This window comes from Variovorax sp. P4_B11 (assembly GCF_056402355.1).
Window position 1 is genome coordinate 36,736 of record NZ_JBFUHO010000011.1, and the last position, 26,174, is coordinate 62,909.

25 protein-coding genes and 1 pseudogene are annotated in these 26,174 nt (G+C 65.4%); 17 read left to right on the forward strand and 9 right to left on the reverse strand.

What is annotated here, in order from left to right:
* Window positions 1-8: 8 nt before the first annotated feature.
* Genes AC1DYD_RS12890 through AC1DYD_RS12900 form a run of 3 tightly spaced genes read right to left on the reverse strand, consistent with a single transcriptional unit; the run spans window position 9 to window position 3,746 of the window.
* The gene (locus tag AC1DYD_RS12890; protein WP_478173129.1) at window positions 9-959 is read right to left on the reverse strand and encodes a 3-carboxyethylcatechol 2,3-dioxygenase; all 951 of its coding nucleotides are present in this window, start codon (window positions 957-959) and stop codon (window positions 9-11) included.
* Window positions 959-2,734 (reverse strand): FAD-dependent oxidoreductase, encoded by a 1,776-nt coding sequence (locus AC1DYD_RS12895; protein ID WP_478173130.1) that lies wholly within the window; start codon window positions 2,732-2,734, stop codon window positions 959-961. The genes AC1DYD_RS12890 and AC1DYD_RS12895 overlap by 1 nt, the downstream gene beginning before the upstream one ends.
* Window positions 2,735-2,753: 19 nt before the next feature.
* The gene (locus AC1DYD_RS12900) at window positions 2,754-3,746 is read right to left on the reverse strand and encodes a Bug family tripartite tricarboxylate transporter substrate binding protein (protein WP_478173131.1); all 993 of its coding nucleotides are present in this window, start codon (window positions 3,744-3,746) and stop codon (window positions 2,754-2,756) included.
* Between the two features lie 123 nt (window positions 3,747-3,869).
* Here AC1DYD_RS12900 and AC1DYD_RS12905 point away from each other — a divergent pair, with 123 nt between their 5' ends.
* On the forward strand, window positions 3,870-4,685 hold the full coding sequence (locus AC1DYD_RS12905; protein WP_478173132.1) for a DNA-binding transcriptional regulator: 816 nt from the start codon (window positions 3,870-3,872) through the stop codon (window positions 4,683-4,685).
* Between the two features lie 373 nt (window positions 4,686-5,058).
* On the opposite strand, the gene AC1DYD_RS12910 is transcribed toward AC1DYD_RS12905, so the two are convergent.
* Entirely contained in the window at window positions 5,059-5,484 is a 426-nt protein-coding gene (locus AC1DYD_RS12910) for a hypothetical protein (RefSeq protein ID WP_478173133.1), read from the reverse strand.
* Window positions 5,485-6,026: 542 nt separating this feature from the next.
* On the opposite strand from AC1DYD_RS12910, the gene AC1DYD_RS12915 reads away from it, so the two are divergent.
* From AC1DYD_RS12915 to AC1DYD_RS12935, 5 genes are all read left to right on the forward strand, one after another.
* Window positions 6,027-7,871: a 3'-5' exonuclease gene (locus tag AC1DYD_RS12915; protein ID WP_478173134.1), complete on the forward strand. Its 1,845-nt coding sequence runs from the start codon at window positions 6,027-6,029 to the stop codon at window positions 7,869-7,871.
* 230 nt (window positions 7,872-8,101) lie between these two features.
* Window positions 8,102-9,271 carry a hypothetical protein gene (locus AC1DYD_RS12920; protein ID WP_478173135.1) on the forward strand — a complete coding sequence of 390 codons (1,170 nt, stop codon included), beginning with the start codon at window positions 8,102-8,104 and terminating at the stop codon, window positions 9,269-9,271.
* Window positions 9,272-9,292: 21 nt separating this feature from the next.
* Entirely contained in the window at window positions 9,293-9,925 is a 633-nt protein-coding gene (locus AC1DYD_RS12925; protein ID WP_478173136.1) for a PIN domain-containing protein, read from the forward strand.
* A gap of 156 nt (window positions 9,926-10,081) precedes the next feature.
* On the forward strand, window positions 10,082-10,381 hold the full coding sequence (locus AC1DYD_RS12930) for a YlcI/YnfO family protein (protein WP_478173137.1): 300 nt from the start codon (window positions 10,082-10,084) through the stop codon (window positions 10,379-10,381).
* Entirely contained in the window at window positions 10,378-10,689 is a 312-nt protein-coding gene (locus tag AC1DYD_RS12935) for a type II toxin-antitoxin system RelE/ParE family toxin (protein ID WP_478173138.1), read from the forward strand. Before AC1DYD_RS12930 ends, AC1DYD_RS12935 begins: the two co-directional genes overlap by 4 nt.
* Before the next feature lie 27 nt (window positions 10,690-10,716).
* On the opposite strand, the gene AC1DYD_RS12940 is transcribed toward AC1DYD_RS12935, so the two are convergent.
* Together AC1DYD_RS12940 and AC1DYD_RS12945 are read right to left on the reverse strand one after the other, a co-directional pair.
* Complete coding sequence (locus tag AC1DYD_RS12940) at window positions 10,717-11,142, reverse strand: hypothetical protein (protein WP_478173139.1); 426 nt, start codon at window positions 11,140-11,142, stop codon at window positions 10,717-10,719.
* A gap of 144 nt (window positions 11,143-11,286) precedes the next feature.
* Window positions 11,287-12,603 (reverse strand): M16 family metallopeptidase, encoded by a 1,317-nt coding sequence (locus tag AC1DYD_RS12945; RefSeq protein WP_478173140.1) that lies wholly within the window; start codon window positions 12,601-12,603, stop codon window positions 11,287-11,289.
* A gap of 67 nt (window positions 12,604-12,670) precedes the next feature.
* Here AC1DYD_RS12945 and AC1DYD_RS12950 point away from each other — a divergent pair, with 67 nt between their 5' ends.
* From AC1DYD_RS12950 to AC1DYD_RS12960, 3 genes are all read left to right on the forward strand, one after another.
* Complete coding sequence (locus tag AC1DYD_RS12950; RefSeq protein WP_478173141.1) at window positions 12,671-13,708, forward strand: hypothetical protein; 1,038 nt, start codon at window positions 12,671-12,673, stop codon at window positions 13,706-13,708.
* Between the two features lie 207 nt (window positions 13,709-13,915).
* Window positions 13,916-14,323, forward strand: coding sequence for a putative quinol monooxygenase (locus AC1DYD_RS12955; RefSeq protein WP_478173142.1), 408 nt, complete (start codon window positions 13,916-13,918; stop codon window positions 14,321-14,323).
* A 170-nt stretch (window positions 14,324-14,493) separates the two neighbouring features.
* Complete coding sequence (locus AC1DYD_RS12960) at window positions 14,494-15,147, forward strand: glutathione S-transferase family protein (RefSeq protein WP_478173239.1); 654 nt, start codon at window positions 14,494-14,496, stop codon at window positions 15,145-15,147.
* A 41-nt stretch (window positions 15,148-15,188) separates the two neighbouring features.
* Here AC1DYD_RS12960 and AC1DYD_RS12965 read toward each other — a convergent pair whose 3' ends face one another.
* From AC1DYD_RS12965 to AC1DYD_RS12975, 3 genes and pseudogenes are all read right to left on the reverse strand, one after another.
* Window positions 15,189-15,494, reverse strand: a complete 306-nt coding sequence (locus AC1DYD_RS12965) for an NIPSNAP family protein (protein ID WP_478173143.1) — start codon at window positions 15,492-15,494, stop codon at window positions 15,189-15,191.
* An 8-nt stretch (window positions 15,495-15,502) separates the two neighbouring features.
* Window positions 15,503-15,835, reverse strand: a pseudogene (locus AC1DYD_RS12970) (hypothetical protein); the annotation flags it as partial.
* A gap of 149 nt (window positions 15,836-15,984) precedes the next feature.
* Window positions 15,985-16,551, reverse strand: a complete 567-nt coding sequence (locus AC1DYD_RS12975; RefSeq protein WP_478173144.1) for a hypothetical protein — start codon at window positions 16,549-16,551, stop codon at window positions 15,985-15,987.
* A gap of 77 nt (window positions 16,552-16,628) precedes the next feature.
* On the opposite strand from AC1DYD_RS12975, the gene AC1DYD_RS12980 reads away from it, so the two are divergent.
* The 8 genes from AC1DYD_RS12980 to AC1DYD_RS13015 all read left to right on the forward strand — a co-directional run bounded on the left by AC1DYD_RS12980 (window position 16,629) and on the right by AC1DYD_RS13015 (window position 26,173).
* Complete coding sequence (locus AC1DYD_RS12980; RefSeq protein WP_478173145.1) at window positions 16,629-16,799, forward strand: hypothetical protein; 171 nt, start codon at window positions 16,629-16,631, stop codon at window positions 16,797-16,799.
* A gap of 414 nt (window positions 16,800-17,213) precedes the next feature.
* Entirely contained in the window at window positions 17,214-17,387 is a 174-nt protein-coding gene (locus AC1DYD_RS12985) for a hypothetical protein (RefSeq protein ID WP_478173146.1), read from the forward strand.
* Between the two features lie 508 nt (window positions 17,388-17,895).
* Window positions 17,896-19,290, forward strand: coding sequence for a hypothetical protein (locus AC1DYD_RS12990; protein ID WP_478173147.1), 1,395 nt, complete (start codon window positions 17,896-17,898; stop codon window positions 19,288-19,290).
* A 41-nt stretch (window positions 19,291-19,331) separates the two neighbouring features.
* Window positions 19,332-20,249: a metal ABC transporter substrate-binding protein gene (locus AC1DYD_RS12995; protein WP_478173148.1), complete on the forward strand. Its 918-nt coding sequence runs from the start codon at window positions 19,332-19,334 to the stop codon at window positions 20,247-20,249.
* Window positions 20,246-21,049, forward strand: coding sequence for a metal ABC transporter permease (locus AC1DYD_RS13000; protein WP_478173149.1), 804 nt, complete (start codon window positions 20,246-20,248; stop codon window positions 21,047-21,049). Before AC1DYD_RS12995 ends, AC1DYD_RS13000 begins: the two co-directional genes overlap by 4 nt.
* 456 nt (window positions 21,050-21,505) lie before the next feature.
* Window positions 21,506-22,657, forward strand: coding sequence for a phosphate ABC transporter substrate-binding protein PstS (pstS, locus tag AC1DYD_RS13005; protein ID WP_478173150.1), 1,152 nt, complete (start codon window positions 21,506-21,508; stop codon window positions 22,655-22,657).
* Between the two features lie 356 nt (window positions 22,658-23,013).
* Complete coding sequence (locus AC1DYD_RS13010) at window positions 23,014-24,489, forward strand: esterase-like activity of phytase family protein (RefSeq protein ID WP_478173151.1); 1,476 nt, start codon at window positions 23,014-23,016, stop codon at window positions 24,487-24,489.
* A 289-nt stretch (window positions 24,490-24,778) separates the two neighbouring features.
* Window positions 24,779-26,173 carry a DUF3300 domain-containing protein gene (locus AC1DYD_RS13015; protein ID WP_478173152.1) on the forward strand — a complete coding sequence of 465 codons (1,395 nt, stop codon included), beginning with the start codon at window positions 24,779-24,781 and terminating at the stop codon, window positions 26,171-26,173.
* Window position 26,174 lies beyond the last annotated feature (1 nt).

A 26,174-nucleotide genomic window follows, 5' to 3' on the forward strand; every position in this document is an offset into this window, starting at 1 on the left:
TCTCCTGTTCAGTTGAGTTGCTTCAGCAACATGAGGCCGAAGCCGGCGATGTATTCGGGGATGGCCTGGTAATGGCGCAAGGCGCAGGTCAGCGGGCGGTCCACGGCGAGGGCGCTGCGCGCAACGAGCCAGCTTTTGGACTCGTGCGCCGACAGGCCGCCCTCCTTTTCGATGCTGTCCTCGCTCATGGCGCACAGCGCAGCGAGACCCGCCGCGCCATCGACCAGACCGTCCATCCACCGGCGGTCCCATTCCGGGTTGATGGGCTTCATGGCGCTGTCGCCCGCTGCCAGCGCGAGGCCAGCGGCCATCACACGCTGCGTCTTGGCCTCGCGCTCCTCCGGCGTCGGCTCGCTCCGGCGGGTGATGCGTTCGCGAACGGCCGCATCCGGATGCGAGAGCGTGGGGACTGGCGGCTCATGCGAGAGGCCACCGGAGCCAATCAGCAGGGTGCGCCGCGGCTCGTTGTCGAGAAAGCGGCCGATCGCCTGACCCAGCGCGCGGCAGCGACGCAGGCGCGGGATTCCCGGCTGGGCTACCGCGTTAAGAAAGATCGGCAGGACCGGCGGCGTGTCGAGGCCACCCCACAGAAGCTGCAGCGACTGTGCAAAGCCATGATCGACCTGCATGCGGCGTGATACGGCGAGGTCGAAGTCCTCATCCATCAGTCGTGTGGCCAATGCCACCGCCGCGTCGGCATCCACATGGAGGTCGCCAGCCGGCGTCAGATAGTCACCCACCGAGCGCGCCTGCGTGCCAATGCAGAACGGCGGCATCAGCTCGTTGAAGAAGCCGTTGTAGTGATCCGGCGCAACGAGCACGACGAGCTCCGGTGCGAATGCCAATACCTGATCGCGGGCGCTGGCGATGGCGGCGTTGAGGGCTTGCTCCACCGCCGGTGCGACGGGGTTGAGTCCCATCAGCGGTGAATGCGAGATGCCCAGGAAAGCGCGTTCCATCACGCCGCCTCCAACACCCGCGACTTCTGGTCCAGCAGCGAAGCCAGGGCCTGCTCAAGCTCCTCTCTGGCTTGCGCGGAGTCGGCGACCCCAGCATGCTGGCGCCAAGCCACGACACCATCAGGTCGCACCAGCAAGGCACCTGCCTCCTCGATTTCGCGCACCGCGTGCCAACTGCAGTAAACGTCCTGGGCAGCCGGGCCTCCGATCACGACGGTGCGGAGGAACGGCAAATTCATTTCCTTCGCAGCGTCCGCCCACGCTTGGCCAGCGATCCCCGTCACCAGAGAGACCTTGCCCTTGCCGACCAGATCGAGCGTGGACACGCGACGGCCGTCCTGTCCTACGAGCCAGGCGTGAGGTAGCTTGGCGCCGGGGCGCGTTGTGGGTTGGACGTGAAGCTGCGGGTCGCGCTTCCAGACCTCTGCGGTTGCGTCGCCCTCCGGAATGACGGCCTCCGACACGCAGCGCTGGTTGAGCTCGACACCCTGGGCATTGAACTCGTAGTTCTTCAGCTTCAATGCCTCGGCCAACGCGGAGCGCCGAGCGATGCCCGCCGGACCTGGATCGGCGAGTTCGTCGATCCCCGCGGCGAGCGGATCCGGTGAACCTGCCTTGCGGAAGGCCTGTTGGAGCGGGGCATAGTCCAGTCGCGATTGGTTGGCGCGCTTCACGATCTGCGCGCCGACCGGGGCGCGCTCCAGGGTGTAGGAGTCCAGCAGTTGCTCGCCGGCGTGCCCCTTGACCACGAACGCCAACTTCCAGGCCAGGTTGAAGGCGTCCTGCATGCACGTGTTCGAGCCCAGGCCGCTCGAGGGTGGATGGCGGTGGACCGCATCGCCACCGCAGAAGACACGACCGGACGAATAGACCGGTGCATGCGCCTGGTTGACGTACCAGACTGACGTACTGTCGATCTTGAAGTCGAGCTCCGGATCGCCGACCAGCGCGCGCACCTTGCGCTGGACTTCTTCGGGCGAAAAATCGGGCTCGCCCTTCGACATGTCGAAACCCCAGCCGGCGATCCATTGGTTCCACGGCTTGATGGCTCGCAAAAGTCCCATGCCGATTTCACCGAAGGAGGCGTCGGACGTCACCATCCAGTACAGGATGCTGGGTCGGTGAGCCACATAGCGCGTGAGGTTGGCCGTGAACAGCACGTAGGCAGTAGCGGCGCGCGCCAACTGTCCTTCCACTTTCAGGCCCGCATCGTCCATGACTTTCGATTTGGCCCCGTCCGCGCCAACAAGATAACGCGCCCTGACCTGATACTCGCGGCCGGTGAGCACGTCGCGCAGCTTCACGGTTACGCCTGAGGTGTCCTGCTCGTGGCTCAGGTACTCGGTGTTGAAGGAAAAGATCGCCCCGCGCTCGACGGCGTTCTTCACCAGCAGCGGCTCCATCTTGTCCTGCGGCAGATCCATCATCGGGCAGGGGCTGCCCTGCAGGTAGTCCCCGATGCGCTCGTCACCGGTTCCCCAGGTGCGCAACCGGGCAATCTCCGGTCCGGCAAGACTGGTGGTGAATAGGGTGTCGCCCATCCATTCCCAGGGTGTGGCATCGCGCCGTGCCTCTTGCTCGACGCCCAGGTCGCGCAGCACTTCCATGGCGCGCTGGTTGGTGATGTGCGCACGCGGTGTATTGGCCGTCCAGTTGTAGCGGTTGACCACGTGCACGCGCACGCCATACGTTGCCAGTGCAAGGGCGGTCGTCGCCCCCATCGGGCCGGTGCCGACCACCAGCACGTCAGTTTGAAACTCTTGCGATCGGGTCATGATTGGCTTCCCTGCTTGGTTACTTGATGGTTGCCTGGATCACCGAGCCGTAGGTCTCGATGTCGCGGCGTACGCGTGCTGCGAGCTCGGCAGAGTCCGCCGGATAGGGGTCACCCGAGATACCCAGCTTGTCCTTCATCGCCGGCTGCTTGAGCGCCGCGTTGAATTCGCGGCCCAGCTTGTCCACGATGGCTTGCGGCGTTCCTGCAGGAGCCACAAAGAAGAGGTAGTTAGAGATCGCCAAGCCGGGGTAGCCGCTCTCGGCCAAGGTCGGAACCTCTGGCAGCAGCGGATGGCGCTGCGCGCCCAGCGTGGCAATCGGCACCAGCTTGCCCGCCTTGATGTACTGCTGCGCGTAGTGCACCGGCATGACCATCGTGTCGATCTGTCCCGCCAACAGATCCGTGGCCGCCGGCGCCAGACCTTTGTAGGGCACGTCCACAAAGTCAGCGTTGGTCAAGCCGCGCAGCTGGTGCATGTGAATGAACCACGGGCTTCCCGTTCCCATGGTGCCGAAATTCAGGCCCGAGTTCTTGTTGTCTTTGGAAAGTTGGACCAGGTCCTTGACGGTGCGAGCCGGTACCTTGGGATTTACGACGAGCACCAGCGGCACGATGATCATTCCTGAGACCGGAACGAAGTCCTTCAGCGCGTCGTAGGGCACCTTGGCGCCGAGCACGTCGGCGGCCTTCGGCAGCTTGGCCATCGCATGGTTGATGGCGTGGGAATCCGAGACCACCCCGATCGTGTAGCCGTCCGCCGGCGCCCTGGCCACGGCTTCCGTGCCAATAATTGAGGAGGCACCGGGGCGGTTGTCGATGATGATGGTTTGCTTGAGATTGGCCGACGCCGCCTCTGCGACCGCACGCGCCGCCGAGTCGGCATTTCCGCCGGCCGGATACGGCACGATGATCTTGATGGGTTGCTTGGCAGGCCACTCCTGTGCCCAGGATGGGCTGGCGGCGAAACCCAGTGCGGCAATGGTGCAAAGGGCACGGCGAGTGATGGACATCTTGTCTCCTGATAGGGTGGGTGAGGCTTCTGTCGTCGCATTCCTTGCGACTGGTTGGCAGTGTCTGAGGGGGGCCTCAAGTCGTATAGTCCGTGCACACAGTGCACCGAACGAAAGCGACGAATGCCCGTATCCGCAAATTTTGGGGACTCGACCCTCTACCGGGAGGTGCGCGGCCTGAGCCGCGGGCTGGCCGTGCTGCGGGCCTTGAACGCGATGCCTGGCGGCATTGGCGGGGTCGTGGAACTGGCTCGCGTCACCGGGCTGCACCGCACCACCGTCAAGCGCCTGCTCGAGACACTAAAGACAGAAGGCTTGGTGCACCACAAGGACGACGGGTTGTCCTATGCCTTGGGCTTTGAAGTGAGGCGCTTGTCCGAGGGGTACGTGGGCGCCGACTGGATCGACCGGGTGGCAGCACCAGCGATGCGCGCGCATCTACGCGCCCTTTCATGGCCGAGCGACTTGGCCACGCCAGACGGTGGTTTCATGATCGTGCGGGAATCCACCCACCGGGTGAGCATGCTCTCGCAACACCGCGCGACGATCGGCATTCGCATTCCTATGCTCGTCTCTTCGCTCGGCAGAGCGTGGCTGACCTGGTGCGCAGACGAAGAGCGCGAGGCCACGCTATCGTTGCTGCAGGAACGCACCGACGCCATTGGAGAAATGGCGCGCGACGGCGCCTATGTGAAGCGGGTCCTGCGGGAGACTCGACGACGTGGATACGCGATGAACAAGGGGGAATGGCTCACCGAGGCCAGCGTGACGGCCGTGGGCTTCCCGATACGAATCGGCGAGCACGCAATCGGCGCGATCAACTTGGTTCTGCAAAACAACGCCGTAACAGATCGCGAGATTGCCACGCGCTATGTGCCGCTGCTGCGCACGCTGGCAGATGAGATCTCCAGAGGAGCAGCGAGTTCGCCTCGCGGCTGACCACGCATTCGATAGGGTTTACGGGTAAACCCTTGATTTCGGCGTAGGCCTCTTGGCTCGCGAAGGGCGCTTCCGCCCAGTAGCCAACGGCAAGTAAACGAGCGAGACCGGTCCTAGCAGGCGGGCGAGTGACTGTCTGGTCATGGCCGGCAGTTCCAGTTCGAGGTCCAAGCTCGAACGCGTGCTCCAGACTGATAGCTGAAGTTCAAGTGCGGAGCTTGAGCGGCAAGGATGGGCCCGTTGCCGTCGTTCGAAGTTCAGGATTGCCTGACCCAAAGCTGCCGTTGAGAAGTGCAAACGCAAGCGCTGAATCGCCGGCATCAGCTGATCCAGACGCAGTCAGGCGCGGCTCGGATCGACGCGCGGCATCCGATCAGCTCGACCCGGCTCCTGGCGAGAGGGTGCGCTCCGCCTGGTCCGCAGTTACGACGCTCACGGGCACGCCGAACCTCTCGATGCGGTGGGCAAGGTCGAGGTGCAACCACCGTGAGATCCGCTCTGGCAGCGTCGAGATGATGACCTCGTCGTACTTCTCGCGCTCGAGTGTCTGGCGCACGGCCTCGTACGGGTCGGTGGCCCCGACGATCCCTTGCACATGTGAGCCCGCGGCCGTGTCGAGCAGCGGAATCGCGAGCTCGAGCGTGATGGCCGCCTCCTCGGTGTCCGGGTCCCAATACGGCCGAGGAACCAAGAGCGTGAACTCGCACGGCTCGCGTGCAGCCCGCTCGGCGACCGCGGCGAGCAGCTTGGGCGAGGCCGCGGTCCGGTGCGCCACGATGAGGATGCGCCGGTCACTCATGATGTGAGCCTTGCACCATGGAACTGCTCCGCACCGGGGGCATTGTTAGCTCTGAGGTATGGATTGAGCCAAGCGATGACCTTTGGGCGTGGCCGCACTCGCGTGAGCGACCCCAGAGCGAACCCCAATGGCAGTCCGACGGACAAGTTGCGTTGAGTAATCACGGTTCTCCAGCTCTTGGCCGCTCTCAACTCTCATCGAGACCACACCGAGTCAAGTGAAACAGCCTGCCGAGCGCAACGGCTGACACCCCCGGGCGGTCAGCAACATGGTAGTCCTGTCATTCGCTTGGTGCAAACCGAGGGAGCCGAGCTGCCGGACAGCTGCCGTTCACAGATACCCGCTCCTGGCCGATCTGAGTCATAGATCGGCGAGCTGGGAACGACGGCTCCCGCTGCATTGCTGTCATATCTATCGAGATCAGCTTCGCCCCCCGCTCAAGGTCGGTCATATTGCACAGTCCCGGCCTGAATGATCACGAAGACGCGGCCGAGCAAGACTCGACACCGCCATGATGCCCAGTTCATCGCCCTCAGAGCCCCATGGCCGTCCTCCTCCCCGCCCTCAGCACCTGCGTCGCCCGCATGACCTCCGGCGAGCGCCGCCTCGCCGAGCGCCTGCAGCAGAAGCTCGACGACGACTACCTGCTCTGGTACGACGTGCCCATCGGCCCCAAGCAGTGCCATCCCGACTTCGTCGTGCTGCACCCGCGCCGTGGCCTGCTGATTCTGGAGACCAAGGACTGGCGCCTCGACACCATCCGAAAGGCGAGCCGGGGCGACTGGCTGATCGCGCCCGACGGCGTGCCCAAGAGCGTGCCTAACCCCATCGAGCAGGCCCGCCACCAGACGCTGCAGGTGGTCGATGCCCTCAAGCGCGACGCGCAGCTGATCGTTCACGAAGGCAAGTGGCAAGGCATGCTCACCTTCCCGTGGAGCTACGGCGTGGTCTTCACGCGCATCACGCGCAAGCAGTTCGATGCGGCGGGCCTCGGCAACGCGATCGAGCCGCAGCGCGTGATCTGCTCCGACGAGATGCTGGAGGAATGCGAGCCCGAGCCCTTCCAGCGCCGGCTGTGGGAGATGTTCCCGCGGCTCATGCGCGGCACGCTCTCGCTGCCCCAGATCGACCGCGTGCGCTGGAACCTGTTCCCCGAAGTGCGCGTGGCCGAGCAGGGCACGCTCTTCGCTGCGTCGCCCTTCGACGATGCGGACGAAGCCGCCACCATCCCCGACTTCCTGCGCGTGATGGACCTGCAGCAGGAGCAGCTGGCGCGCAGCCTCGGCGACGGCCACCGCGTGATCCACGGCGTGGCCGGCTCCGGCAAGACCATGATCCTCGGCTACCGCGCCGAGTACCTGGCCAAGGCCTTTGGCAACGCCGACGCGGCCAAGCCGGTGCTCGTGCTTTGCTACAACGAGCCGCTGGCGGTCAAGCTGCAGGCCGTGATGCGGGCCAAGCAGCTGGACGGGCGCGTGCATGTGCGGCACTTCCACAAGTGGTGCCGCGACCAGCTGGTGGCCTTCGGCCAGCCCTTGCCGCGCAATGGCTTGCCCACGGCTGCGTTCATGGAGCAGATGGTGCAGAACGTCATCGACGGCGTCGACCGCCGCATGATCCCTTCGGGCCAGTACCTGGCGGTGCTGGTCGACGAGGGCCACGACTTCGCGCCCGAATGGCTCAAGCTGGTCACGCAGATGGTCGACCCCCACACCAACAGCCTGCTGCTGCTGTACGACGATGCCCAGAGCATCTACGACAAGCGGCGCGGCGGTAAGCCCTTCAGCTTCAAGAGCGTGGGCGTGCAGGCGCAGGGCCGCACCACCATCCTGAAAATCAACTACCGCAACACGCGTCAGATCCTGCAGGTCGCCAGCGCGATGGCGACAGAGCTGCTGCGCCCGCAGGAGAACGGCGACGACGGCATCCCGCTGCTGCACCCCGTGAGCTGCGGCCGCGACGGCGCCGAGCCGATCGTCATCAACCTGCCGACCCCGCGCGAGCAGGCCGAGCGCATCGCCGAGCTGATGGCCAGCGCCCACAACGAAGGCCACGCCTGGGGCGACATGGCGGTGCTGTGCCGCAGCTGGGCGCTGATGGACGAATGCGCCAAGGCCCTGACCCGCCGCCGCCTGCCGCACAAGGTGCGCAAGGGCACGCACGACTTCGACCCGCTGGCCGACACCATCAAGGTGATGACCCTGCATGCGAGCAAGGGGCTGGAGTTTCCGGTGGTGGCGGTGATGGGGGCGCGGCAGGCTGTGGCGGGCGACCCGGCCGGCGCGAAGGCGGAGGAGGGCGATCCGCTGGAGGAGATGCGGTTGTTCTATGTGGGGGCGACGCGGGCGACTTCGCGGTTGATCGTGGCGAATGCGGTGAGGCAGTGACCGTCGAAGGCGTTCTCGTGCCGCGTAGCGGTTGCGAAACTGCAACGCAGAAGTGCCAACCATCGGCCAAATCGCTAAACTTTGCGCCGGTGCCCACCGTACTTGCACACGAGTAAAACAAGGCTCTCCCTCTTCTCAGTCATCAGCAATTTCCTTTTGGCGCTGCCGCGTCGAGGCTTTAAACGTGTGCGTTCGCTTCGTCGCGGTGTTGCCACTACGAAAGGATTGCCATGACTATCAAGAAGCTTGCATTTGAGGCGCAATGCGCCATCAAGGCGGCAGCGGGTTCCTCGTTCTCGCTCGGACACGTCTACCAGGTTCTGGCCGCGACGCTGGGTTTCGACTCGTACGCCGCGTTGTGCGCTAACCATGTCTTCGACGAAGACCCCGACTATCGCGTTCGCGCAAAGAAGCGATCCTTCGGCGACGCCGGCACACGAGCCCTTGAGCTCGGGCACGCGCCGGAAGTGGCGCTTGTCGCTGCTGCGACGATCAGGCGCGCCGTCGAAGAAAGAGGAATCCGCGTGCGCCATCTCGACGACGTGGTGGCGTCGGCCCGAGAGGGCTACGGCTTCGTCAACGATTTCCATGCGAATCACGAGGGTAAGGAATTCGACGACGAGGATAGGGACGTAGATTTCGATCGGGCGCTTTGGGATGCTGACGCCTACTCGGCTGTTCTGCGAGAGAGCCTGGAGCGTGCCGCTGCCTCGGACGATCACCGCGCGCACTACGCGTTGGCGCTGTTGGCAAGCTCTGACGTCGATGACTTCGACGATGAAGCGGAGGAGGGAAGTGCCCATTGGTACCGCGTTCAGCAAGAGGGGACGGAGCTTCACGGCGTGGAGAAGGAATGGGCGGACGCCTACGCGGCTGCTTTGCGCCGAAGCGAATCGCCTGAGCGCCCTGATCGAGTGGTCCAGCAGCATCTCGAACGAGCCGCCGAACTCGGCAACCCTGACGCGCTGATGGATCTGGCAGAACAGAGAGATGACGCGACCTGCTTCCATCGGGCCGCCGAGGCGGGCGGCGATCCCAGCCGCCTCGTCGATCTCGCCTATCGCTTCGATCAGCCGAATGTCGAGTACTGGCTGACTCGTGCTGCCGAAGCCGGAGACAGCGAGGCGATGCGCACGTTGATCGAGCAGTTCAATGACCACGATCTGCGGACATGCTGGAAATGGATCTACTTTGCGCGGCTGTTGGACGTCGATCTGATGAAGAACAACCTGAATGCCTATCACGATGGCGGCCTCTATGACGGCGAGCTCTACGACGACGACCAAGGCGGGCCCCTGTACGTCGACGGCATCGAGGGCGTCCGCCTCGAACCTCTTGAGCCGACCGAGGATGCGGAGGCACACAAGGATGCGGCTGAGCTTTTCAGTCGCCTCGGTTGAAAGTTGCCCATGCGTGCGGCAATGAACAAGACCTACCTGCTGATCGATCTGCAGAACCGAAAGCCGTCGCCGGAGTGCGTGGCGTCGTGGATGGGCGCCAACGGCGAAGCCTGGATCTTCTTCGGCGAGCATGAAATCAACATGCTTCCGCGGTACCAGGAGTTGGGCGTGCAGGTATCCATCGTCGACATCTCCAGGCCCGGCAAGAATTCGCTCGATTTCCACCTCGTGCTGTATCTCGGCTACCTGGTTGGCAGGCGCGAGGGCAACGCACGATTCTTGATCGTCGCCGGCGACGGCGACTATGACCCCGCGGTTGCGCATGCCCGATCGAAGGGGGTGGCGGTCGAGCGTGTGGACAGCCTGGATGTCGTTCCCGTGGCCATCGCACCCGCACCGAAGTGCGGACCTGAGGGCGGGAAGCAGAGGTCTGTGGAAATCGTGTGCGACGGCATGCTGAAGGACATTCGCGGCTCCAGCAGACCGCGCAACCTGGCAGCGTTGAAGACACGCATCCAGTCGCGCATCGGCCAGCAGCCGGAGCCTGACAAAGTGGCTTGCGTGATTGCCAAGCTGGAGACCATGGATGTGATCGAGGTCGTCGATGGCACCCTGAGCTACGTTCAAGCCGCGGAGGAGTTCAAGGCGGGCTGAGATCGCTTGGGAAGAGCCCACGCCGCCGCGCCGGCGATCCAGCGAATCGGCGGGACGCAATCCCACGCGGCCCCGTCGGGTGATGCGGGTGGCGTGAAGTCCAGTTCCATGGGAAACGGGCTTGGCTCTGCATAGCATTTGCACTACAGCTGAGCCATGAAAACCGCCCAGTTGCCGCCCGTGCGTGTGGAGCCTTCCGTGCGCGAAGAAATTGAAAGCGTCCTGCGACCGGGAGAAACGCTGTCGCAGTTTGCGGAGAACGCAGCAGTGCAAGCCGCACAGCGGCGCAGATCGCAGCAGGATTTTCTCGAGAGAGGCCGCGCATCCTTGAAGCGCGCGAGCAAGAGCGGCGAGTATTACTCGGCGAAGGATGCGCTCGACGCCATGCAGGCACGCCTCGATGCGCGAGTCGCTGAGCTCGCGCAGGCGAAGCGCGGCACGGCCTCTCGCTCGTGACCTACACCGTCGCCCTCACGCATGAAGCCCACGAGGATCTCATGCGTCTTGAGGACTTTCTCATTGAAGCAGCGCTGCAATACGGAGACTTCGATCTGCCGCGTCGCGCTGTCGCCGCGATTCGCGTGGAAATCAGAATCCTGGAGACCAATCCCTTCACCTGCCGCATCGCTGACGAAGACCGACTCGAGCGAGAGTTGTTCATTCCCTTTGGAGCGTCGGGGTATGTGGCCTTGTTTCGAATCGTCAGCGACAAGGAAATCGTGGTTGCCGCGATCCGCCACCAGCGTGAAGACGATGACCACTAGCTTTTGTCGGCGCGCCGCCGGAGCCGTTCAATCCGTTTGCTTCAGCGCCCGCCGCAAGGCATCGCGCAGCTGCAGGTATTCAGCGTGGTCCTTGTCCTTCAGCAACGCCAGGTCGGACGCGATCCGCCCAAGCCGTTCCGCCGCGCCGTCGAGCTTCACTTTCTCGATCTCGTCCCACATCGTCATGAATTCCCCCAGCGGTCCGGTCTCGGGCGGCTTGGGGTGCGCATCGAGGATCAGCACGCGAAGCGCATCCGAGATGCGGCCGATCTGGCGACCGTAGCTGTGCTTGGCAACGATGTCGACCTCGGTCTCGGGCGCCGTGGAGTTGTGGCTGTTGATGTTGAGCGACCAGCCGGGCAGTATGGGCTGGACGAAGGCACCAGGCGGCTGTCGCAACCACTGGCGCCAGAGGTCGAAGGCACTCCAGTTCGCGTTCGGGTTTGCGGACATCGACTTCCTCCTCTATGGAAATGGCCCACAGGCGCGCCTGGGCGGGTTGTTGCCAGCGCCGAGTAGGCTAGGCCCGAGCGCCGGTGCCCGAATCCCCAATTCTGTGGGCGCGATGCCGTTCAGTTGCTCGCAGGCAGAACGGCGTCAGGCAGCCAGGCGCGCTGCCAGCTGCCGCGCGGTTCGCGCGCTGGCGCCCTTGCCGGTGATCGCCAGCGCCGGGGGGGTGGCCAGCATCCGCTCGAAGACCGCCCGCACTTCTTCCGCGCCGATGTCGTCGATCATCGCCATCGCTTCGGCCATCGGCGTCACGGTCCCGCTGGCGAAGAGCTCTTCGACGGCCTGCTCCATCGCCGCGTAGGTCCGCTCCCCTGCGCGCACGCGGGACACGATCAGCTGGTTCTTCGCCCGCTCCAGGTGCACCGGATCGATGGTGGCGGCCTGCGCGCGCAGCAGGCCGCCGGTCGCCGTCACCAGCGCGTCGAGCTTGTCCGGGGTCGTGACCGCATGCACCACGAAGTTGGCCCAGACGTCCCCGCTGTCCAGCGTGGCATCGGCCGTGTAGGCCAGGCCGAGCCGCTCCCGCACGGTGTCGACCAGGGGCGCCGACATCCCGCCTCCAAACAGGTTGGCCGCCAGCGATGCCGCAAGGCGCCAGCGCTGCTGCGGCATCTCCTCCTGCCGCGCGGGCGCCAGCGGGTAGGCCATGTTCAGGAACACCTGCGACACCTGGGTGAAGCGCCGGGCCATGGCATGACCGACGTACTTCGCGGGCGTCGGCTGTCGCGGCACGGGCAGGTCGGCCGACGCGGGCATCGCTGCAAAGAGTTCCCCCGCGAGCGCCACCCAGGCTTCGACGTCGAAGTTCCCGGCCGCCGCGACGACGGTTTTTTCCGCCACGTAGTGGGACTGCACGTGGCGGACCAGGTCGTGCCGGGTAAAGCCTTCGATGTTGCCGACGGTGCCGATCACAGGCATGCCCATCGGGTCGTCGCCCCAGATCGCGCGGTCGAGCAGTTCGCTGGCGCTATCCAGCGGATCCTCCTCGTACTCGATGGCCTCCTGGCGGATCACTTCCAGCTCGCGCTGCAATTCACCGTCGGGAAATGTGCTGTTCAAGACGATGTCGGCCGTCATGCGCAGCAGCTGCGCCGCGTGCCGGCCCAGGCCGGTCATGAAGTAGCCGGTGGTGTCCTTGCCCGTGAACGCGTTGACATCCGCTCCCAGCCGCTCCGCATCCAGGTTGATGGCCTGAGCGGAGCGGGTGGCGGTCCCCTTGAACGCCATGTGCTCCAGCACATGGCCGATGCCGTTGCTGACCGGCGTCTCGTCCCGGGAGCCGACACGCAGGAACACGCCCACACTGGCGCTCTGCACATGGGGAATGTGAATGGCGAGCAGCCTCACCCCGTTGGGAAGCGTGTGGAGGACCGTGGTGGTGCGCTCCGCCTGCAGTGGGACCATGGCTCAGCGGCCTTCCGGCTGTTGCAGCCTGACGCCGATGTCTGCCGAGATGCGCTTGCCTTGAGTCATGGGTGCATTGTCGCTGCGCCCGCGCCACCAGACGCTGCAGGTGGTCGATGCCCTCAAGCGCGACGCGCAGCTGATCGTTCACGAGGGCAAGTGGCAAGGCATGCTCGATGCGGATGAAGCCGCCACCATCCCCGACTTCCTGCGCGTGATGAGCCTGCAGCAAGAGCAGCTGGCGCGCAGCGCCGGAGGCGTTGGATCCGTTTGTTCCCAATTCTGTGGGCTCGATGCCGGTGGGTGCTCGCAGATCGAGAGAAGTGCGGTGCGCAAACCCTCGTCGACTAGCATGCTTGGCATGAATCAATTGCAGTTCGAACTTGATCGCCTGTACGGACTGGGCGCGAACGCCGCAGATGGCGCCGCCCCGGGTGTCGGAGATGTGGGGCGCCAGCGTGGCATCCGCGCCCTGGTGCTGGAGCTGGCGCTACCCGGGGGCTGGGGACAGCTTTCTTCCGTCTGGAAGGGTGTCCAATCGGATCTCGACCTTCCTCCCCCCGCCATCGCGGTCTCGGGCGTCGACGGACTGCAGCTGTGGTTCTCCCTTGCGTCGCCGATTTCGCGGCGTGCCGGCGAGCACTTTCTGCAGGGCCTCCGTGCACGATACCTGTCAGACGTCGTGTCGACGCAGGTACGCCTGGCCACCGAGGCGGCTGGATTCCCGGCTGCGCCGCCCGTCGAGATCAGCCCGGATCGCTGGTCGGCGTTCGTCGCCCCCGATTTGGCGTCGGTGTTTGCCGATACGCCGTGGCTGGACTTTCCGCCCAGCGGCGAAGGCCAGGCGACGATTCTGCGCGTGCTCGAGCCCATCCAAGAAGTTGCTTTCGAAGCCGCGTTGAATCAGCTTGGCGCAATCGAAGGGGATGCGTCTCGCGAACCGGCTGCCTTGAAGTCACCCGTGCCGGCCGAAGTGCGGACGTGCGAGCAAGGGGACGCCGAAGCGGTACGTTTTCTGAGAGGCGTCATGAACGACGACACGGCGCCTTTGGCTTCCCGGATAGAAGCCGCAAAGGCCTTGCTCTCCAATGCCAAGCGCTCGTAGACAGCCGCTGGGCCCGACCGATCAGATCGGACACGCGAAGACGCTGTCCATCGCGGCGCAGCCGGAGATCGGAAGGTCGTCCCACACGGAAGCGCAAAGCGCGACTTTTTCCCTGCGAAGATTCTGACATCTTGTGCAAGATAGGGCGGGTGGCGAAGCGCCAGCCTTCAGGCGCCACATCGAACCGCATCGACACAAAAACATTGGATGGACATGATTCTTCGCGCGTGGACGTTCTGGATACTGACGCCCCTGCGCGAAGAATGCCGGGAACACCTCGAGCGGACCAAGCTCAAGGAGTACCGGTCCGCTTCAGGCTGCCAGCGTGCCGTCGCATTGTTTCGGGATCTCGGTGATGGAAGCACGGAGGTCGCCTTCGTCTCCGTCTGGAACTCCATGGAAGACATCGGCGCCCATGTCGGGGACGACCTTCGACGATCCACCATCGATCCGTCGGACCAGCGAAAACTTCTCGACCGCGAGCCGACCGTGCGCCATTACGAGGTCACGAGCTCGAACAAGGTCGGGACCATGCCTCAGGCGTGGAGAGCGCTCGTTCCGCCTCTCAATGACGTGCCGAAGGGCCCCCGGGGACATTCCTCGCAGGGCGAATGATCGTTGTCGGCGATGCCCGGCGTGCGATGGCGACCGAGCTGCTGCGCCCGCAGGAGAAGGACGACGATGGCATTCCGCTGCTGCACCCCGTGAGCGGCGGGCGACTGCGCGGCTCATTGTTGCCAACGCGGTGCCCATTGGCCGATGATTTCGGCAGGAGGCGCCTCGCGATGACCATCTTCATTACCGCCTATGAACGATCGCCCGATGGCGGCAAGGGGCTGGCGCGTGATACGCGCGTTCGGTGGGCGCTTGAGGAAGTGGGCCAACCCTACGAGGTTCGCCTTGTTTCGATCCGTGCGATGAAGGAACCTGCGCATCTGGGTCTTCATCCTTTCGGCCAGATTCCGACCTATGAGGAAGGCGATCTCGCCCTGTTCGAGACAGGCGCGATCGTCTTCCATATCGCCGAGCATCGTGCGGGCCTGCTGCCCAAGGATGCCAATGCACGGGCGCGCGCAATCACATGGATGTTTGCCGCGCTCAATACGGTGGAGCCGCCGATCCTCGAGCTCGCAATCGCCCGGCTTGTGGAGGGCGACAAGCCCTGGAGCAAGGAGCGCATCCCGCTGGTCGCGGATCGTGTCCGCAACCGGCTGGACCCGCTTTCCGCTCGCCTGGGCAATGCCGACTGGCTCGACGGTGCTTTCAGCGCGGGCGACCTGATGATGGTGTCGGTGCTTCTCAGGCTGAAGCCATCGGGCCTTCTGGGCGAATTCTCGAACCTGGCTGCCTATGTCGCCCGCGGCGAAGCGCGGCCCGCCTACCAGCGAGCTTTCGCCGCTCAATTGGCGACCAACACCGGCAAGCCGCCGGCCGCCTGAATGCGTGCCGTGCTGGCTTCGAAGCCGTCATCCCGGCCGACTCACTCGAAGACAGGCCTGAAGAAGCTGCGCTCATAGCTGAGGATGCAGCGGGTGTCTTCCGCATACTTGAACGCCGCCTGGCACTCTGCGTCGGCAGCAGACAAGGCGCGATATTCCTCGTACGCCGCGAGACTCGGAAACGTGAACATGGCGAGCGCGATGTTGTTCGCGCCTTCCGATGGCAAAAAGTAGCCATGGTGCTGTCCTCCGAACTTTTCGACGAGAGGAATCCACATCCGTCCGTAGTGCTCGAACTCCTTGAGCTTGAACGGATCGATGACATAGCGCAGGTAGCAGGTGACCATGGGAGAGATCAGGTTGGGTGTTTGAACGGGGCAACTGCCCGAAGGTCAGTGCCGAGTATCGGCTGATTGCCTTCTCGACACCGAGCAGGTGAGCTCCGCAAACCCGGCCCGACAAACCTGGCCTTCTTGAGTTGCGAGGACGGCGAAACGATGCGACGCGGAAGCAAGGGTTTGCCGTGCACCGGCCGCACATCGCCTCGGACGAAGTGAACGGCCGCGGAGGGCACGCCGGGCAGCGCGCGGCTGCTGAACACCCATGTGGGTTGCGTGTAGGGCCATGCGGCCCCCGGCTCGACGACGTGGCGCAGCATCCATTCGTAGGTCGACGATCCCATCGCGAGTGTTTCGGAGGGGTTGTGCGCTCAGGGACTGCACGTCGGGCCGTTCTCGGACGAAGGCCCCACGGTGGAACGACTGCACGATTTCATCGATGCGCGAAGTGGCCGGGCCGGCAAGCATCACGAGATCTACTTGACGTGCGATCGATACCTCAGGCCGCCTCCACGGCAACGACCCACAGCTGCGCTCCTTGCTGTGGCGTTGGGGTCCAGGTCACGTTGTAAGTGCCGGCCACGCCAACCTGTCTGACGGCAACGGCGCACTGCACCAATGGACCCGATTCCAGTACCGAATCGATCACCGTGAACCCGTTGTTGGGCACGGCCGTCTGCTCCGGGCCGACACCCGCGTCGCCCCACCACCATGCGACGAGCAGCGCAGGGCCGGTGGTGGTGACACTGGCGCTGGTCAAGGGCTGACCAGACAGCACCTCGCGCCACTGCACATCCCGCACGAAGCCACCACCGGTGATCTCGACAACGCTCAGGGTCGTCTCGTCGGTGGCTGTGGGCTTCGCCACGGTGACCGTGTGACCGACCAGGCCCCGGGCCTGCGCGCAGGCATACAAGACCGTCCCCGAGCTTGGCCAGAAGGTGTAGGTGTGCGCCACATCGAGCTGGACGAAGGAATTCCCCGCGTTGTCCGTCGGCGCGATGGCAGAAAGCACACCCCGCCCGACGCAGGCCAACACGGTGCTTCCGGTCGTGCGGGTGGACATGCCGGAAGTGGACAGCGATGAGGACGACACGCCGTCATGGTTGAAGACGATCGCGTGGGCGCCGAGGGCGGGCGTCGTTGTTGCAGGTGCAGGTGCAGGTGGAGGTGCAGGTGGAGGTGCAGGTGGAGGTGGAGGTGGAGGTGGAGGTGGAGGTGGAGGTGGAGGCGAAGGCGAAGGCGAAGGAGCAGGTGGCGATTGAGGAGCAGCGAGTGTTGTCTGGCCGCCGGAGCCTCCGCCACAGGACGTGAGCGTTGCAAACCCGGATGTCATGCTGACCGCCGCAAACGTCCACATGCGGCGCAACAGGCCGCGGCGCTCGCTGATGCGCGCAAACGCCGCGCTGTGGGAGGGAGGTGAAAGCGAGCACGACGCGGTCGAGTCGGAACCAGCCGCTTGTTGCTCGGCTTGCTGTTCATTCATTGAGACCTCCATGAATATGTGGTTTCAATTGGGCGAACGCGCCAGCGCCTGTGGGCGTGAAAAAACTCGAATCGTCCTCGCGCCTTGGCTGTAAGTCAATCTGCCCCATTTCCGCTGGAGGGGCGTTTGCGGAGCCCCCAAAAGCCATCGAGCAACGCGGCGGGCAGCCCGACTACGAGGACTGCCTGCGGTCATGAGCCGGCTCTGGTCGAGCAACACCGAGGACAACGCAAGAACGATTCTTGGCCGCACCCATCTTGGTCAACGCCCAAACCGCTGAAGTACGGGCCATCCAGTCGATGGACCGTGAGGTCGTCGCCCTTCGAGAACAGGGCAAGATCTCCGTTGCCACCGAGGCGGCGCAGCGCATGGTCGAGGCTGGCGCAGGTCTACGAAGAAGCAGGCCGCCTCAATGAGCGCTGGCCGCGGCCGGCGCCAGCAAGCCTGTAGGCAACGAAGGCCATGCCGATGCGCAACGCCCATCACGGCGCCTCGCGCCAAGACTAAGATGCAGGCCTCCATGCGCAATCCTCGACATCGCCCAGGTTCGCCGCGCCGCCGGGTGTGGGTGCTGTGGCTCGCGCTGTTGCTGCCGGTGGCCCAGTTCGCCTCTGTCGTGCATGCCCTGTCGCACACAGTCGAGCAGAAGATCGGCGACAAAGGGCCTCCCCATTCTTTCGCATGTGAGCTTTGCCTGACGGCGGCAGCGTTGCATGGCGGCGCGCTCCGCTCCGAGCCGCCGTGCCTCCCTTGTTTCACCGCCCGCCACGAGGCACCGCAAGGCGCCTCGGGGGGCACCTGGCAGGCGCTGCTGGCCCCTGCCTACAGGAGTCGAGCCCCACCGCACGCTTCGCTTTGACTGTTGACCGACCCGCCCTTCTCCGGGCGGATGCATTGCAACGTCCTTGCCGCGAGCGTCGATCCATGAACCAGCTCTATCGGGCGAGCCTAGCGCTGGCCCTGGCCGTGCCATTCGCGGCGACGGCCGAATCCTCGTCTTCCGATGTCGACGCACTTCGACGGGAGATCAACGCGATGCGCGCGGATTACGAGGCGCGCCTGCAGGCACTCGAACAGCGAGTGAAGGCAGCCGAAGCGACATCGTCCGCCGCGGCCTCGGCCGCAACGGCAACCCCGGCTGCGGTCGCGCCGCCGCCAGCCACCGCCGTGGCTTCCGCCGGCGCCACGTCCGCCGGCGCCAACGCGTTCAATCCGTCGCTGTCGTTGATTCTCTCGGGCGGCTACATCGACACGTCGCAGGATCCGACGAAGTACGCGATCACCGGTTTCCCGCTGCCGGCGGACGCCTCGATCGGGCCTGGCAAGCGCGGTTTCAGCCTGGGCGAGACCGAGCTGGGCTTCGCGGCCAACATCGATCCATGGCTGCGCGGCGCGGCCAGCATCGCGCTCGAGTCCGACAACTCGGTGTCGATCGAGGAGGCCTTCATCCAGACGACCTCGCTCGGCAACGGGCTCTCGGTGAAGGCGGGGCGCATCTTCTCTAACATCGGCTATCTCAACCCGCAGCACGCGCACACCTGGGACTTCGCGGACAACCCGCTGGCCTACCAGGCCATGCTGGGCACCCAGTACATCAACAACGGCCTGCAGATGAGCTGGGTGGCACCGATCGAGCAGTACGTCGAGCTCAGCGCCGAGGTCGGAGGCAGCAGCAGCTACCCCGGCACCGCGCCGAGCAGCAATGGCGCCGGGATGAGCGCGCTGGCCCTGCACACCGGCGGCGACATCGGCGACAGCAACAACTGGCGCGCAGGCGTTTCGGTGCTGAACGCGAAGGCCACCGACCAGCAGCTGGTCGCGATGAACGCAGCCGGATTCCCGGTCAATGATGTCTTCAGCGGCAACACGCGCGTCTGGATCATCGACGGCGTCTGGAAATGGGCACCCGACGGCAACGCCACGCGGACCAACTTCAAGCTCCAGGGCGAGTACCTGCACAGCGCGCGCAACGGCAACCTGCTCTACGACGTCGGCTTTGCGAACGCCTTCGGCAACTACAGCGTGGCGCAGTCGGGCTGGTACGTGCAAGGGGTCTACCAGTTCATGCCGAACTGGCGCGTCGGTCTGCGCACCGAACGGCTCGATCCCGGCACGCCGACTTTCGGACCTGCCTCGATCGCGTTCCTCGGCAACTATCGCCCGAGCAAGAACTCGGTGATGGTTGACTTCAACCCCAGCGAGTTCTCCCGCATCCGACTGCAGTTCGCGCAGGACCGTGCGCAGATCGGACATGTCGACAACCAGGTCTTCCTGCAATACCAGATGAGCCTGGGCGCGCACGGCGCACACAGCTACTGACGGCACCATTCCCATCCCAATCGAAACACAAGGCAAACGCCATGAACCTCCATCGCCTCTCCCTCGTTTCATTGATCGCCGCGCCGCTGCTGCTGACGGCGCCCGCCCACGCGGCGCTTCGTGTCTTCGCCTGCGAGCCCGAGTGGGGCGCGCTGGCCAAGGAGCTCGGCGGCAGCCTCGTCGAGGTGTCGGTCGCCACCAACGCGCTGCAGGATCCGCACCAGATCCAGGCCAAGCCGAGCCTGATCTCCCGCGCACGCGGCGCCGACCTCGTCGTCTGCACCGGCGCCGAGCTCGAGATCGGCTGGCTGCCCGTGCTGCTGCAGCAATCCGGCAACGCCAAGGTGCAGCCCGGCCAGCCGGGCAACTTCGCGGCTGCCGATTACGTGCGCAAGCTCGAAGTCCCCACGCAGGTCGACCGCTCGCAAGGCGACGTGCATGCTGCGGGCAATCCGCACATCCAGACAGACCCGCGCAACATCGCGACGGTGGCTGCCGCCCTCGGCACGCGCCTGCAGCAGATCGACGCGGCGAACGCGGCGGAGTACGCCAGGAACCAGGCCGATTTCGCGGCGCGCTGGCAGCAAGCCATCACGCGCTGGTCGGCGCAGGCCGCCCCGCTCAAGGGCGCGTCCGTGGTCTCTCAGCACAACGCCTTCGTCTATCTCTACGATTGGCTCGGACTGAAGGAAGTGGCCGTGCTCGAACCCAAGCCCGGCGTCGAACCGTCGGCATCGCACCTGCAGGAGGTCCAGGCCAAACTGAAGGGCACGCCGCCGCGAATGGTGGTCTATGCCGCCTATCAGGATTCGCGCCCGTCGGACTGGCTCAGCAAGAACGCCGGCATCCCGGCAGTGAAGCTGCCCTTCACGGTGGGCGGCACCGAGGGCGCGAAGGACCTGTTCGGGCTCTTCGACGACACGCTGGCTCGATTGCTCGGCGCCGGGACCAAATCGTGAACTGGAACGCACTCGACTGGAGCATCCTCGGCCCGGCGTTGATCGCCGGCGTGCTGGTGCTTGCGACCCATGTGCCGCTCGGCATGCAGGTGCTGGACCGCGGCATCGTCTTCATCGACCTCGCGATCGCGCAGATTGCCGGACTGGGGGTCATTGCCGCCGACGCGCTGGGCATGCCCGAGGGGGGCATCGCGGTGCAGTTGGCCGCGGTGACCGCGGCCCTGCTCGGCGCCTGGCTGTTGACCTGGACCGAGCGGCGCGCGCCGCAGCAGCAAGAGGCGCTGATCGGCGTGATGTTCGTGCTCGCCGCTTGCGCCGGCATCCTGCTGCTGGCAAGCAATCCCCATGGCGGCGAGCACCTGAAGGACCTGCTCGTCGGGCAGATCCTGTGGGTCGACCTGACGCAACTGCTGGGGCTGGGTGGCGTCTCGGCCGTGTTGCTGCTCGCACTGGGCCTGGGTTGGGTGCAACGGCTCGGCCGCTTCGGCTTCTATGCGGCGTTTGCGCTGGCCGTCACGGCTTCGGTGCAACTCGTCGGGGTCTACCTGGTGTTCTCCAGCCTCATCATTCCGGCCCTCGGCACGCGCAGGCACCGTGGCGCGAGGCAGCTCTGGCTCGCCTATGGCATCGGCGTGGTCGGTTACGCGCTGGGGCTCGCGCTCTCGGCCTTGTTCGACCTGCCGTCGGGCGCAGTGATCGTGTGGGCCTTGGGCGCGTGTGCGCTCGCGGCGGTGTTGGCCCTGCGCGGAAGGCCGGACTCCGGGCCCGCGCCAGCCGATCCGGCGGGTCAAGCGCACTGATCGGGGACCAGGCCTTCGACAGCTGGCAGTCCAGCGCCTGGCGCGGGTGGCCTTGGGCGTGGCGGTGCACGAATCCGTTCCGCCGTCCAGGAAATTGCGCAATGGTCGACCCAGGGCGTTCGCGTGCCCGCCGGGCCGCTGCCGAGCGCGCGTGCTGCAGCAGCGCGGCAAAGCCGCACCCGCGCGCCGCGAGCGCCTCGTGCAACAGACGCACCGGAATGCTCAGCGATTGCGCCACGTCCGCCGCGCACAGGCCGGCCTCGGCGCGGCGCTGTGCCAGCACGCTTGACTCGGCGGGACGATCACGAAGAAGGGCTGCGTCGGCACTTCGCCCTGGCACTTTTGTCGGGCAACTGTGACATCTGCCCTTGGCGGCGGAGGCACATCAGCGGTTCAATCCGAGCACATCGAATTTGCCGCTGCTTCGATGGGTGCACCGACACCGCGTGGCTCCAAATGCCGTCCTACTCCATCCAAACGACTCCTGCATTCGAACGCGTCGTACCTTTTGCCACCGTTTCCATGTCCCTCTTCAGGCTTTCCGCGCTCCTCATTTCGCTCGTCTGTCTGCCGCTCGCGGCCCAAGCCGATGCCGTCTCCGTGTCCGGAACGGGAGCAAGCTTTCCGGCAGAGGTGTACGCCGAATGGGCGAAACAGTATTCGCACGACACGGGCATCGCCCTCACCTATGTGCCCAGCGGCTCCTCGGCGGGCGTGAAGCAGATGATTGCTCGCGCCGTCGATTTCGGCGCGACGGATGTTCCATTGAGCGCCGCCGATCTCGAGAAAAACCAGCTTTTCCAATTTCCCACGCTGGTAGGCGGCGTGGTGCCGGTTGTGAACCTGCCGGGGCTGACATCCGGATCATTGCGACTGAGCGCGGATGTGCTGGCCGGAATCTTTGCCGGCGGGATCTCACGCTGGAACGACAAGGCGATCAGCGCGTTGAATCCGAGTCTCTCGCTGCCTGACTTGCGAATCTCGCGCGTGGTCCGTGCGGACGGATCAGGCACAACGGAGGTGTTTGTGCGCTATCTCAAGCAGACCGCACCGACCGTTGCCGGATCGATCGAAAGCCAGGGGAACCTGGCCAAGTGGCCCGGCGCGACTGTCGCGGTGGACGGCTCCGGCAAGCTCGCTCAGGCTGTCAAGGCAACCCCGGGCGCTATCGGCTACATCTCGTCCGACTACGTCCTGCGAGATCGGCTCATTGCGGTCCGCCTCCGCAACAAGCGCGGCGAGTGGGTCGAGCCGACCGTGGAAGGGTTCAGCGCCGCGAGTCGCGCCGGTGCGCTTTTCAAGACCAGCCTCGAAGCAGCGCCCTTGCTCGACATCGACGGGGCGGGGGTCTGGCCGATCGTCACGGCGACCTACATCCTGGTGCCGCGTTCGCCCGCATCGGTAGAACGGGCCGGCCGCGCGCTCAACTTCTTCTACCGCTCGTTCCTGCTCGGTGACAAGGCAGTGGCCGGTACAGGCTTCGCGCCGCTCCCCATATTGACTCAAGCAAGAATCGTCGGCCTGCTGACGAACTTCCGTGCGCTGGATGGTCGGATGGTTCCTGTGCTGAGCCAGGGAGCGCCCGGTGTGCCTGTGGCGCTGCGCTAGAGCGGCCTTCCCAATCTCTGGACGACGGCATCCCGCTGCTGCACCCGTGAGCTGCGGCCGCGACGGCGCCGAGCCGATCGTCATCGACCTGCCGACCCCGCGCGAGCAGGCCGAGCGCATCGCCGAGCTGATGGCCAGCGCCCACAACGAAGGCCATGCCTGGGCGACATGGCGGTGCTGTGCCACGTGTCAACCAAGCCGTGCCGCGTCAGCAGCAAGACCGAGGACAAGGCCGGTACCGTTGCCCGCGGCAGGAAAGCCCGCGGTGCCGGCAGCAGAGGGCTCGAAATTCACGCGTTTGTCACGCCGAGCGACGAGCATCCGGTGACGCCGGCCACGGCGCATAGGAGAAGCTCATGTTCAAAAAGACGCTGTTGCTGCGCGCGCTGGCTGCCGCTGCCCTCATACCCGCCGCCCATGCCAGCGTCGATCTGATCGCGATCGGCAGCATCAGCGGGGCCTACGAAGATCTGTCGACCAAGACGTCCGCACCGCTCGAAAACGGCATTCCGGGCAATCGTCTCGGCGGGCTGGGCTCGGGCCTGGCCTACGCCGGCGGCATGACGTTCCTCGCGTTGCCCGATCGCGGACCGAATGCAAAGCCGTACAACGCGCTGGTCGACGACACGGTGTCGTACATCCCGCGGTTCCAGACCTTCAGGCTCGCGCTCGCACCGAGCGATGCCGGTTCGACGCTGCCGTTCACGCTCACGCCGACCTTGAGGAAGACGACGTTGCTGTCCAGCCCGACGCCGCTGGTCTATGGCACCGGCGCCGGCCTGGGCAATCGAATCGACGGCGTGACGCCGATCGGTTCCGGCGCGCCGGCGCTCAACACGGGGCGCCACCGCTATTACTTCACCGGGCGCTCGGACAACTTCGATCCGGCCCAGCCGTCGACCAACGCCCTCGACGCGCGCCTCGACCCGGAGAGCATCCGCGTTTCCAACGATGGTGAACGCGTGTTCGTCTCGGACGAGTACGGGCCCTATGTCCACGAATTCGAGCGCGCCACCGGCAAGCGCGTGCGCAGCTTCAAACTGCCTGCGAACCTGGCGGTCACGAAGCTCAGTGCGCAGGGAGCGGTCGAAATCGCCAGCAACCCGGTTGGAAGAATCGCCAACAAGGGCATGGAAGGACTGGCCATCACCCCCGACGGCCGCACGCTCGTGGGCTTCATGCAGGCCAACCTCGAGCAGGACAAGAAGGGCAGCCTTCGCATCGTCACGATCGACACTTACACCGGTGCCACGCACGAATACGCGTACAGCCTGACCGACGGCTCCGGCGTCAGTGAAATCCTCGCCATCAACAACCACGAGTTCCTGGTCGACGAGCGCGATGGTTCGGGCAGGGGCGACACGCCCTTGCTGACCGACACCGCATCCGCGGCCAAGATCAAGAAGCTCTACGTGATCGATCTCGACGGCGCGCGGGACGTGAGCGCCATCTCGGGCGACCTGTCGGCCTACGCCGTCACCAAGAGTGCGGCGCCATTCCTCGATATCGTGGCCAAGCTGACGGCCGCAGGCACCGATCCGCGGCTGATCCCCTCGAAGATCGAAGGCATCGCCTTCGGCCCGGACATCACCGTCAATGGCGCCACCCGACACACGCTCTTCGTCGCAAACGACAACGACTTCCTGGCCACGGTCGCGGATCCGCTGAAGCTCCCGACGGATGCCACGCGCGGAATGGTCGCCAATCCGAACCAGTTCTTCGTCTTTGCTTTCGACGATCGGGACTTGCCGCGCTTTGTGCCGCAGCGAATGAACGACGAGCGGGAGCGCGAGCGCGACCGAGAGCGCGATCATGACGATGATGACAACTGATCTGTGCGGCGACGTCTCTGCGACAAATCGATCCCATTTGAACCGAGTACTCCGCGCAGTCGAGGGCTCGACGGGAAGGGAATCCAGGGGTAGAACGCGGTACTTGGCCACCGCCTCTCGAAATCGCAAGCTTTGACTGGCGACTCTCATAAATGCGGCGCTTCCTGGCAACGGCCGGTGGGACGGCGATGCAGCGCCACGATGAGGAGATCTGGCTATGAGAAGTGGATCCGACGCCCTCGATATTTCCGTCTTTCGCGCCGTCGCCGCTCGATTCGCACGTTCTGGCATGCACCGCTCCCTTGCGCCTTTTCTCCCGTCCGCGCTCGTGCTGGTCGTGCTGCTCACTGGCTGCGCCTATCCCGTGCCGGTTGCGGTGCAGCAACCAGCGACCGTCACGACCACCACCACGACCATCACCACGCCGAGACCGGCGGGCACCGCAACGACGGTATCCACCGCGCCCGCGGCAGACGGCACATTCAATCAGGCCCAGATCGACCAGATGATGGCGCCCATCGCCCTGTATCCGGACTCGCTGCTGTCGCAGGTGCTGATGGCGTCGACCTACCCCGCCGACGTGGCTGACGCCGCGAAGTGGTCGAAGGCCAATCCTCAGCAATCCGGCGACGCCGCGGTGCGCGCCGTCGAGAACCAGCCTTGGGATCCAAGCGTCAAGTCGCTGGTGGCCTTCCCGCAGGTGCTGCAGACCATGGGCGACAAGCCCGACTGGGTGCAGAACCTGGGCGACGCCTTCCTTGCGTCCTCGAAGGACGTGCTCGACTCCGCCCAGCAACTGCGCGCCCGGGCGAGAGACAGCGGCAACCTGAAGACGACCGAGCAGCAGACTGTGACCGTCCAGCAAGAGGCGATCATCATCGAGCCGGCCAACCCGCAGACGGTCTATGTGCCCCTCTACAACCCCACGGTGGTGTACGGCACCTGGCCCTATCCGGCCTACCCGCCGTACTACTGGTACCCGCCGGCGATGTATTACCCTGGCTACCATCCCGGCGCGGCGCTCGCCACCGGCATCGCCTTCGGCATCGGGGTCGCGGCCACGGCGGCGCTGTGGGGCGGGTGCAATTGGGGCGGCGGCGACGTCAACATCAACACGAACCGCTACAACAGCATCAACACCAACCGGCAACTCAACGCCAATCAGAACCGCTTCCAGCACAACGCGCAGAACCGGCGCGGCGTGCCCTACCGCGACAGCCGAAGTCAGCAGCAGTTCGGCAAGAACATGCCGGGTGCGGAGAACCGCGCCGACTTCCGCGGGCGCGACGCACAGCGGCAGCAGGCGCAGTCGGCGCTGCAACAACGCGGCATGGACCCGGGCGCCGGACGCGAGCAGTTGCGCAACGATCCGGCCACCCGCCAGCGCGCCGACGCAGCCGCACGAGGCCAAGGAGGGTTCGGCGGCAACGATGGCCTGTCGCGCGCAGGCGCGCGCGGCGGCGCAGGTGGTGAGAACGCCTTCAGCGGTGTCGGCAATGCCGGGCAAGCGCACCAGCAGATAGACCGCGGCAACGCCAGCCGGCAGATGTCGCAGCAGTCGGGCGGACGCGGCGGCTATGGTGGCAGCGGTTACAGCGGAGGAGGCAGCCGCGGTGGATATAGCGGCGGCTACGGCGGTGGCGGGGGCCGCGCTGGCGGTGGCGGCCGCGGAGGCCGCCGATGAA

Excerpts from the sequence above, each read along its gene's own strand:
- AC1DYD_RS12890 (WP_478173129.1), bottom strand. The coding sequence starts at position 959 with ATGGAACGCGCTTTCCTGGGCATCTCGCATTCACCGCTGATGGGACTC.
- AC1DYD_RS12895 (WP_478173130.1), bottom strand. The coding sequence starts at position 2,734 with ATGACCCGATCGCAAGAGTTTCAAACTGACGTGCTGGTGGTCGGCACC.
- AC1DYD_RS12900 (WP_478173131.1), bottom strand. The coding sequence starts at position 3,746 with ATGTCCATCACTCGCCGTGCCCTTTGCACCATTGCCGCACTGGGTTTC.
- AC1DYD_RS12905 (WP_478173132.1), top strand. The coding sequence starts at position 3,870 with ATGCCCGTATCCGCAAATTTTGGGGACTCGACCCTCTACCGGGAGGTG.
- AC1DYD_RS12910 (WP_478173133.1), bottom strand. The coding sequence starts at position 5,484 with ATGAGTGACCGGCGCATCCTCATCGTGGCGCACCGGACCGCGGCCTCG.
- AC1DYD_RS12915 (WP_478173134.1), top strand. The coding sequence starts at position 6,027 with ATGGCCGTCCTCCTCCCCGCCCTCAGCACCTGCGTCGCCCGCATGACC.
- AC1DYD_RS12920 (WP_478173135.1), top strand. The coding sequence starts at position 8,102 with ATGACTATCAAGAAGCTTGCATTTGAGGCGCAATGCGCCATCAAGGCG.
- AC1DYD_RS12925 (WP_478173136.1), top strand. The coding sequence starts at position 9,293 with ATGAACAAGACCTACCTGCTGATCGATCTGCAGAACCGAAAGCCGTCG.
- AC1DYD_RS12930 (WP_478173137.1), top strand. The coding sequence starts at position 10,082 with ATGAAAACCGCCCAGTTGCCGCCCGTGCGTGTGGAGCCTTCCGTGCGC.
- AC1DYD_RS12940 (WP_478173139.1), bottom strand. The coding sequence starts at position 11,142 with ATGTCCGCAAACCCGAACGCGAACTGGAGTGCCTTCGACCTCTGGCGC.
- AC1DYD_RS12945 (WP_478173140.1), bottom strand. The coding sequence starts at position 12,603 with ATGGTCCCACTGCAGGCGGAGCGCACCACCACGGTCCTCCACACGCTT.
- AC1DYD_RS12950 (WP_478173141.1), top strand. The coding sequence starts at position 12,671 with ATGGGTGCATTGTCGCTGCGCCCGCGCCACCAGACGCTGCAGGTGGTC.
- AC1DYD_RS12955 (WP_478173142.1), top strand. The coding sequence starts at position 13,916 with ATGGACATGATTCTTCGCGCGTGGACGTTCTGGATACTGACGCCCCTG.
- AC1DYD_RS12960 (WP_478173239.1), top strand. The coding sequence starts at position 14,494 with ATGACCATCTTCATTACCGCCTATGAACGATCGCCCGATGGCGGCAAG.
- AC1DYD_RS12965 (WP_478173143.1), bottom strand. The coding sequence starts at position 15,494 with ATGGTCACCTGCTACCTGCGCTATGTCATCGATCCGTTCAAGCTCAAG.
- AC1DYD_RS12975 (WP_478173144.1), bottom strand. The coding sequence starts at position 16,551 with ATGTCCACCCGCACGACCGGAAGCACCGTGTTGGCCTGCGTCGGGCGG.
- AC1DYD_RS12990 (WP_478173147.1), top strand. The coding sequence starts at position 17,896 with ATGAACCAGCTCTATCGGGCGAGCCTAGCGCTGGCCCTGGCCGTGCCA.
- AC1DYD_RS12995 (WP_478173148.1), top strand. The coding sequence starts at position 19,332 with ATGAACCTCCATCGCCTCTCCCTCGTTTCATTGATCGCCGCGCCGCTG.
- pstS (WP_478173150.1), top strand. The coding sequence starts at position 21,506 with ATGCCGTCCTACTCCATCCAAACGACTCCTGCATTCGAACGCGTCGTA.
- AC1DYD_RS13010 (WP_478173151.1), top strand. The coding sequence starts at position 23,014 with ATGTTCAAAAAGACGCTGTTGCTGCGCGCGCTGGCTGCCGCTGCCCTC.
- AC1DYD_RS13015 (WP_478173152.1), top strand. The coding sequence starts at position 24,779 with ATGCACCGCTCCCTTGCGCCTTTTCTCCCGTCCGCGCTCGTGCTGGTC.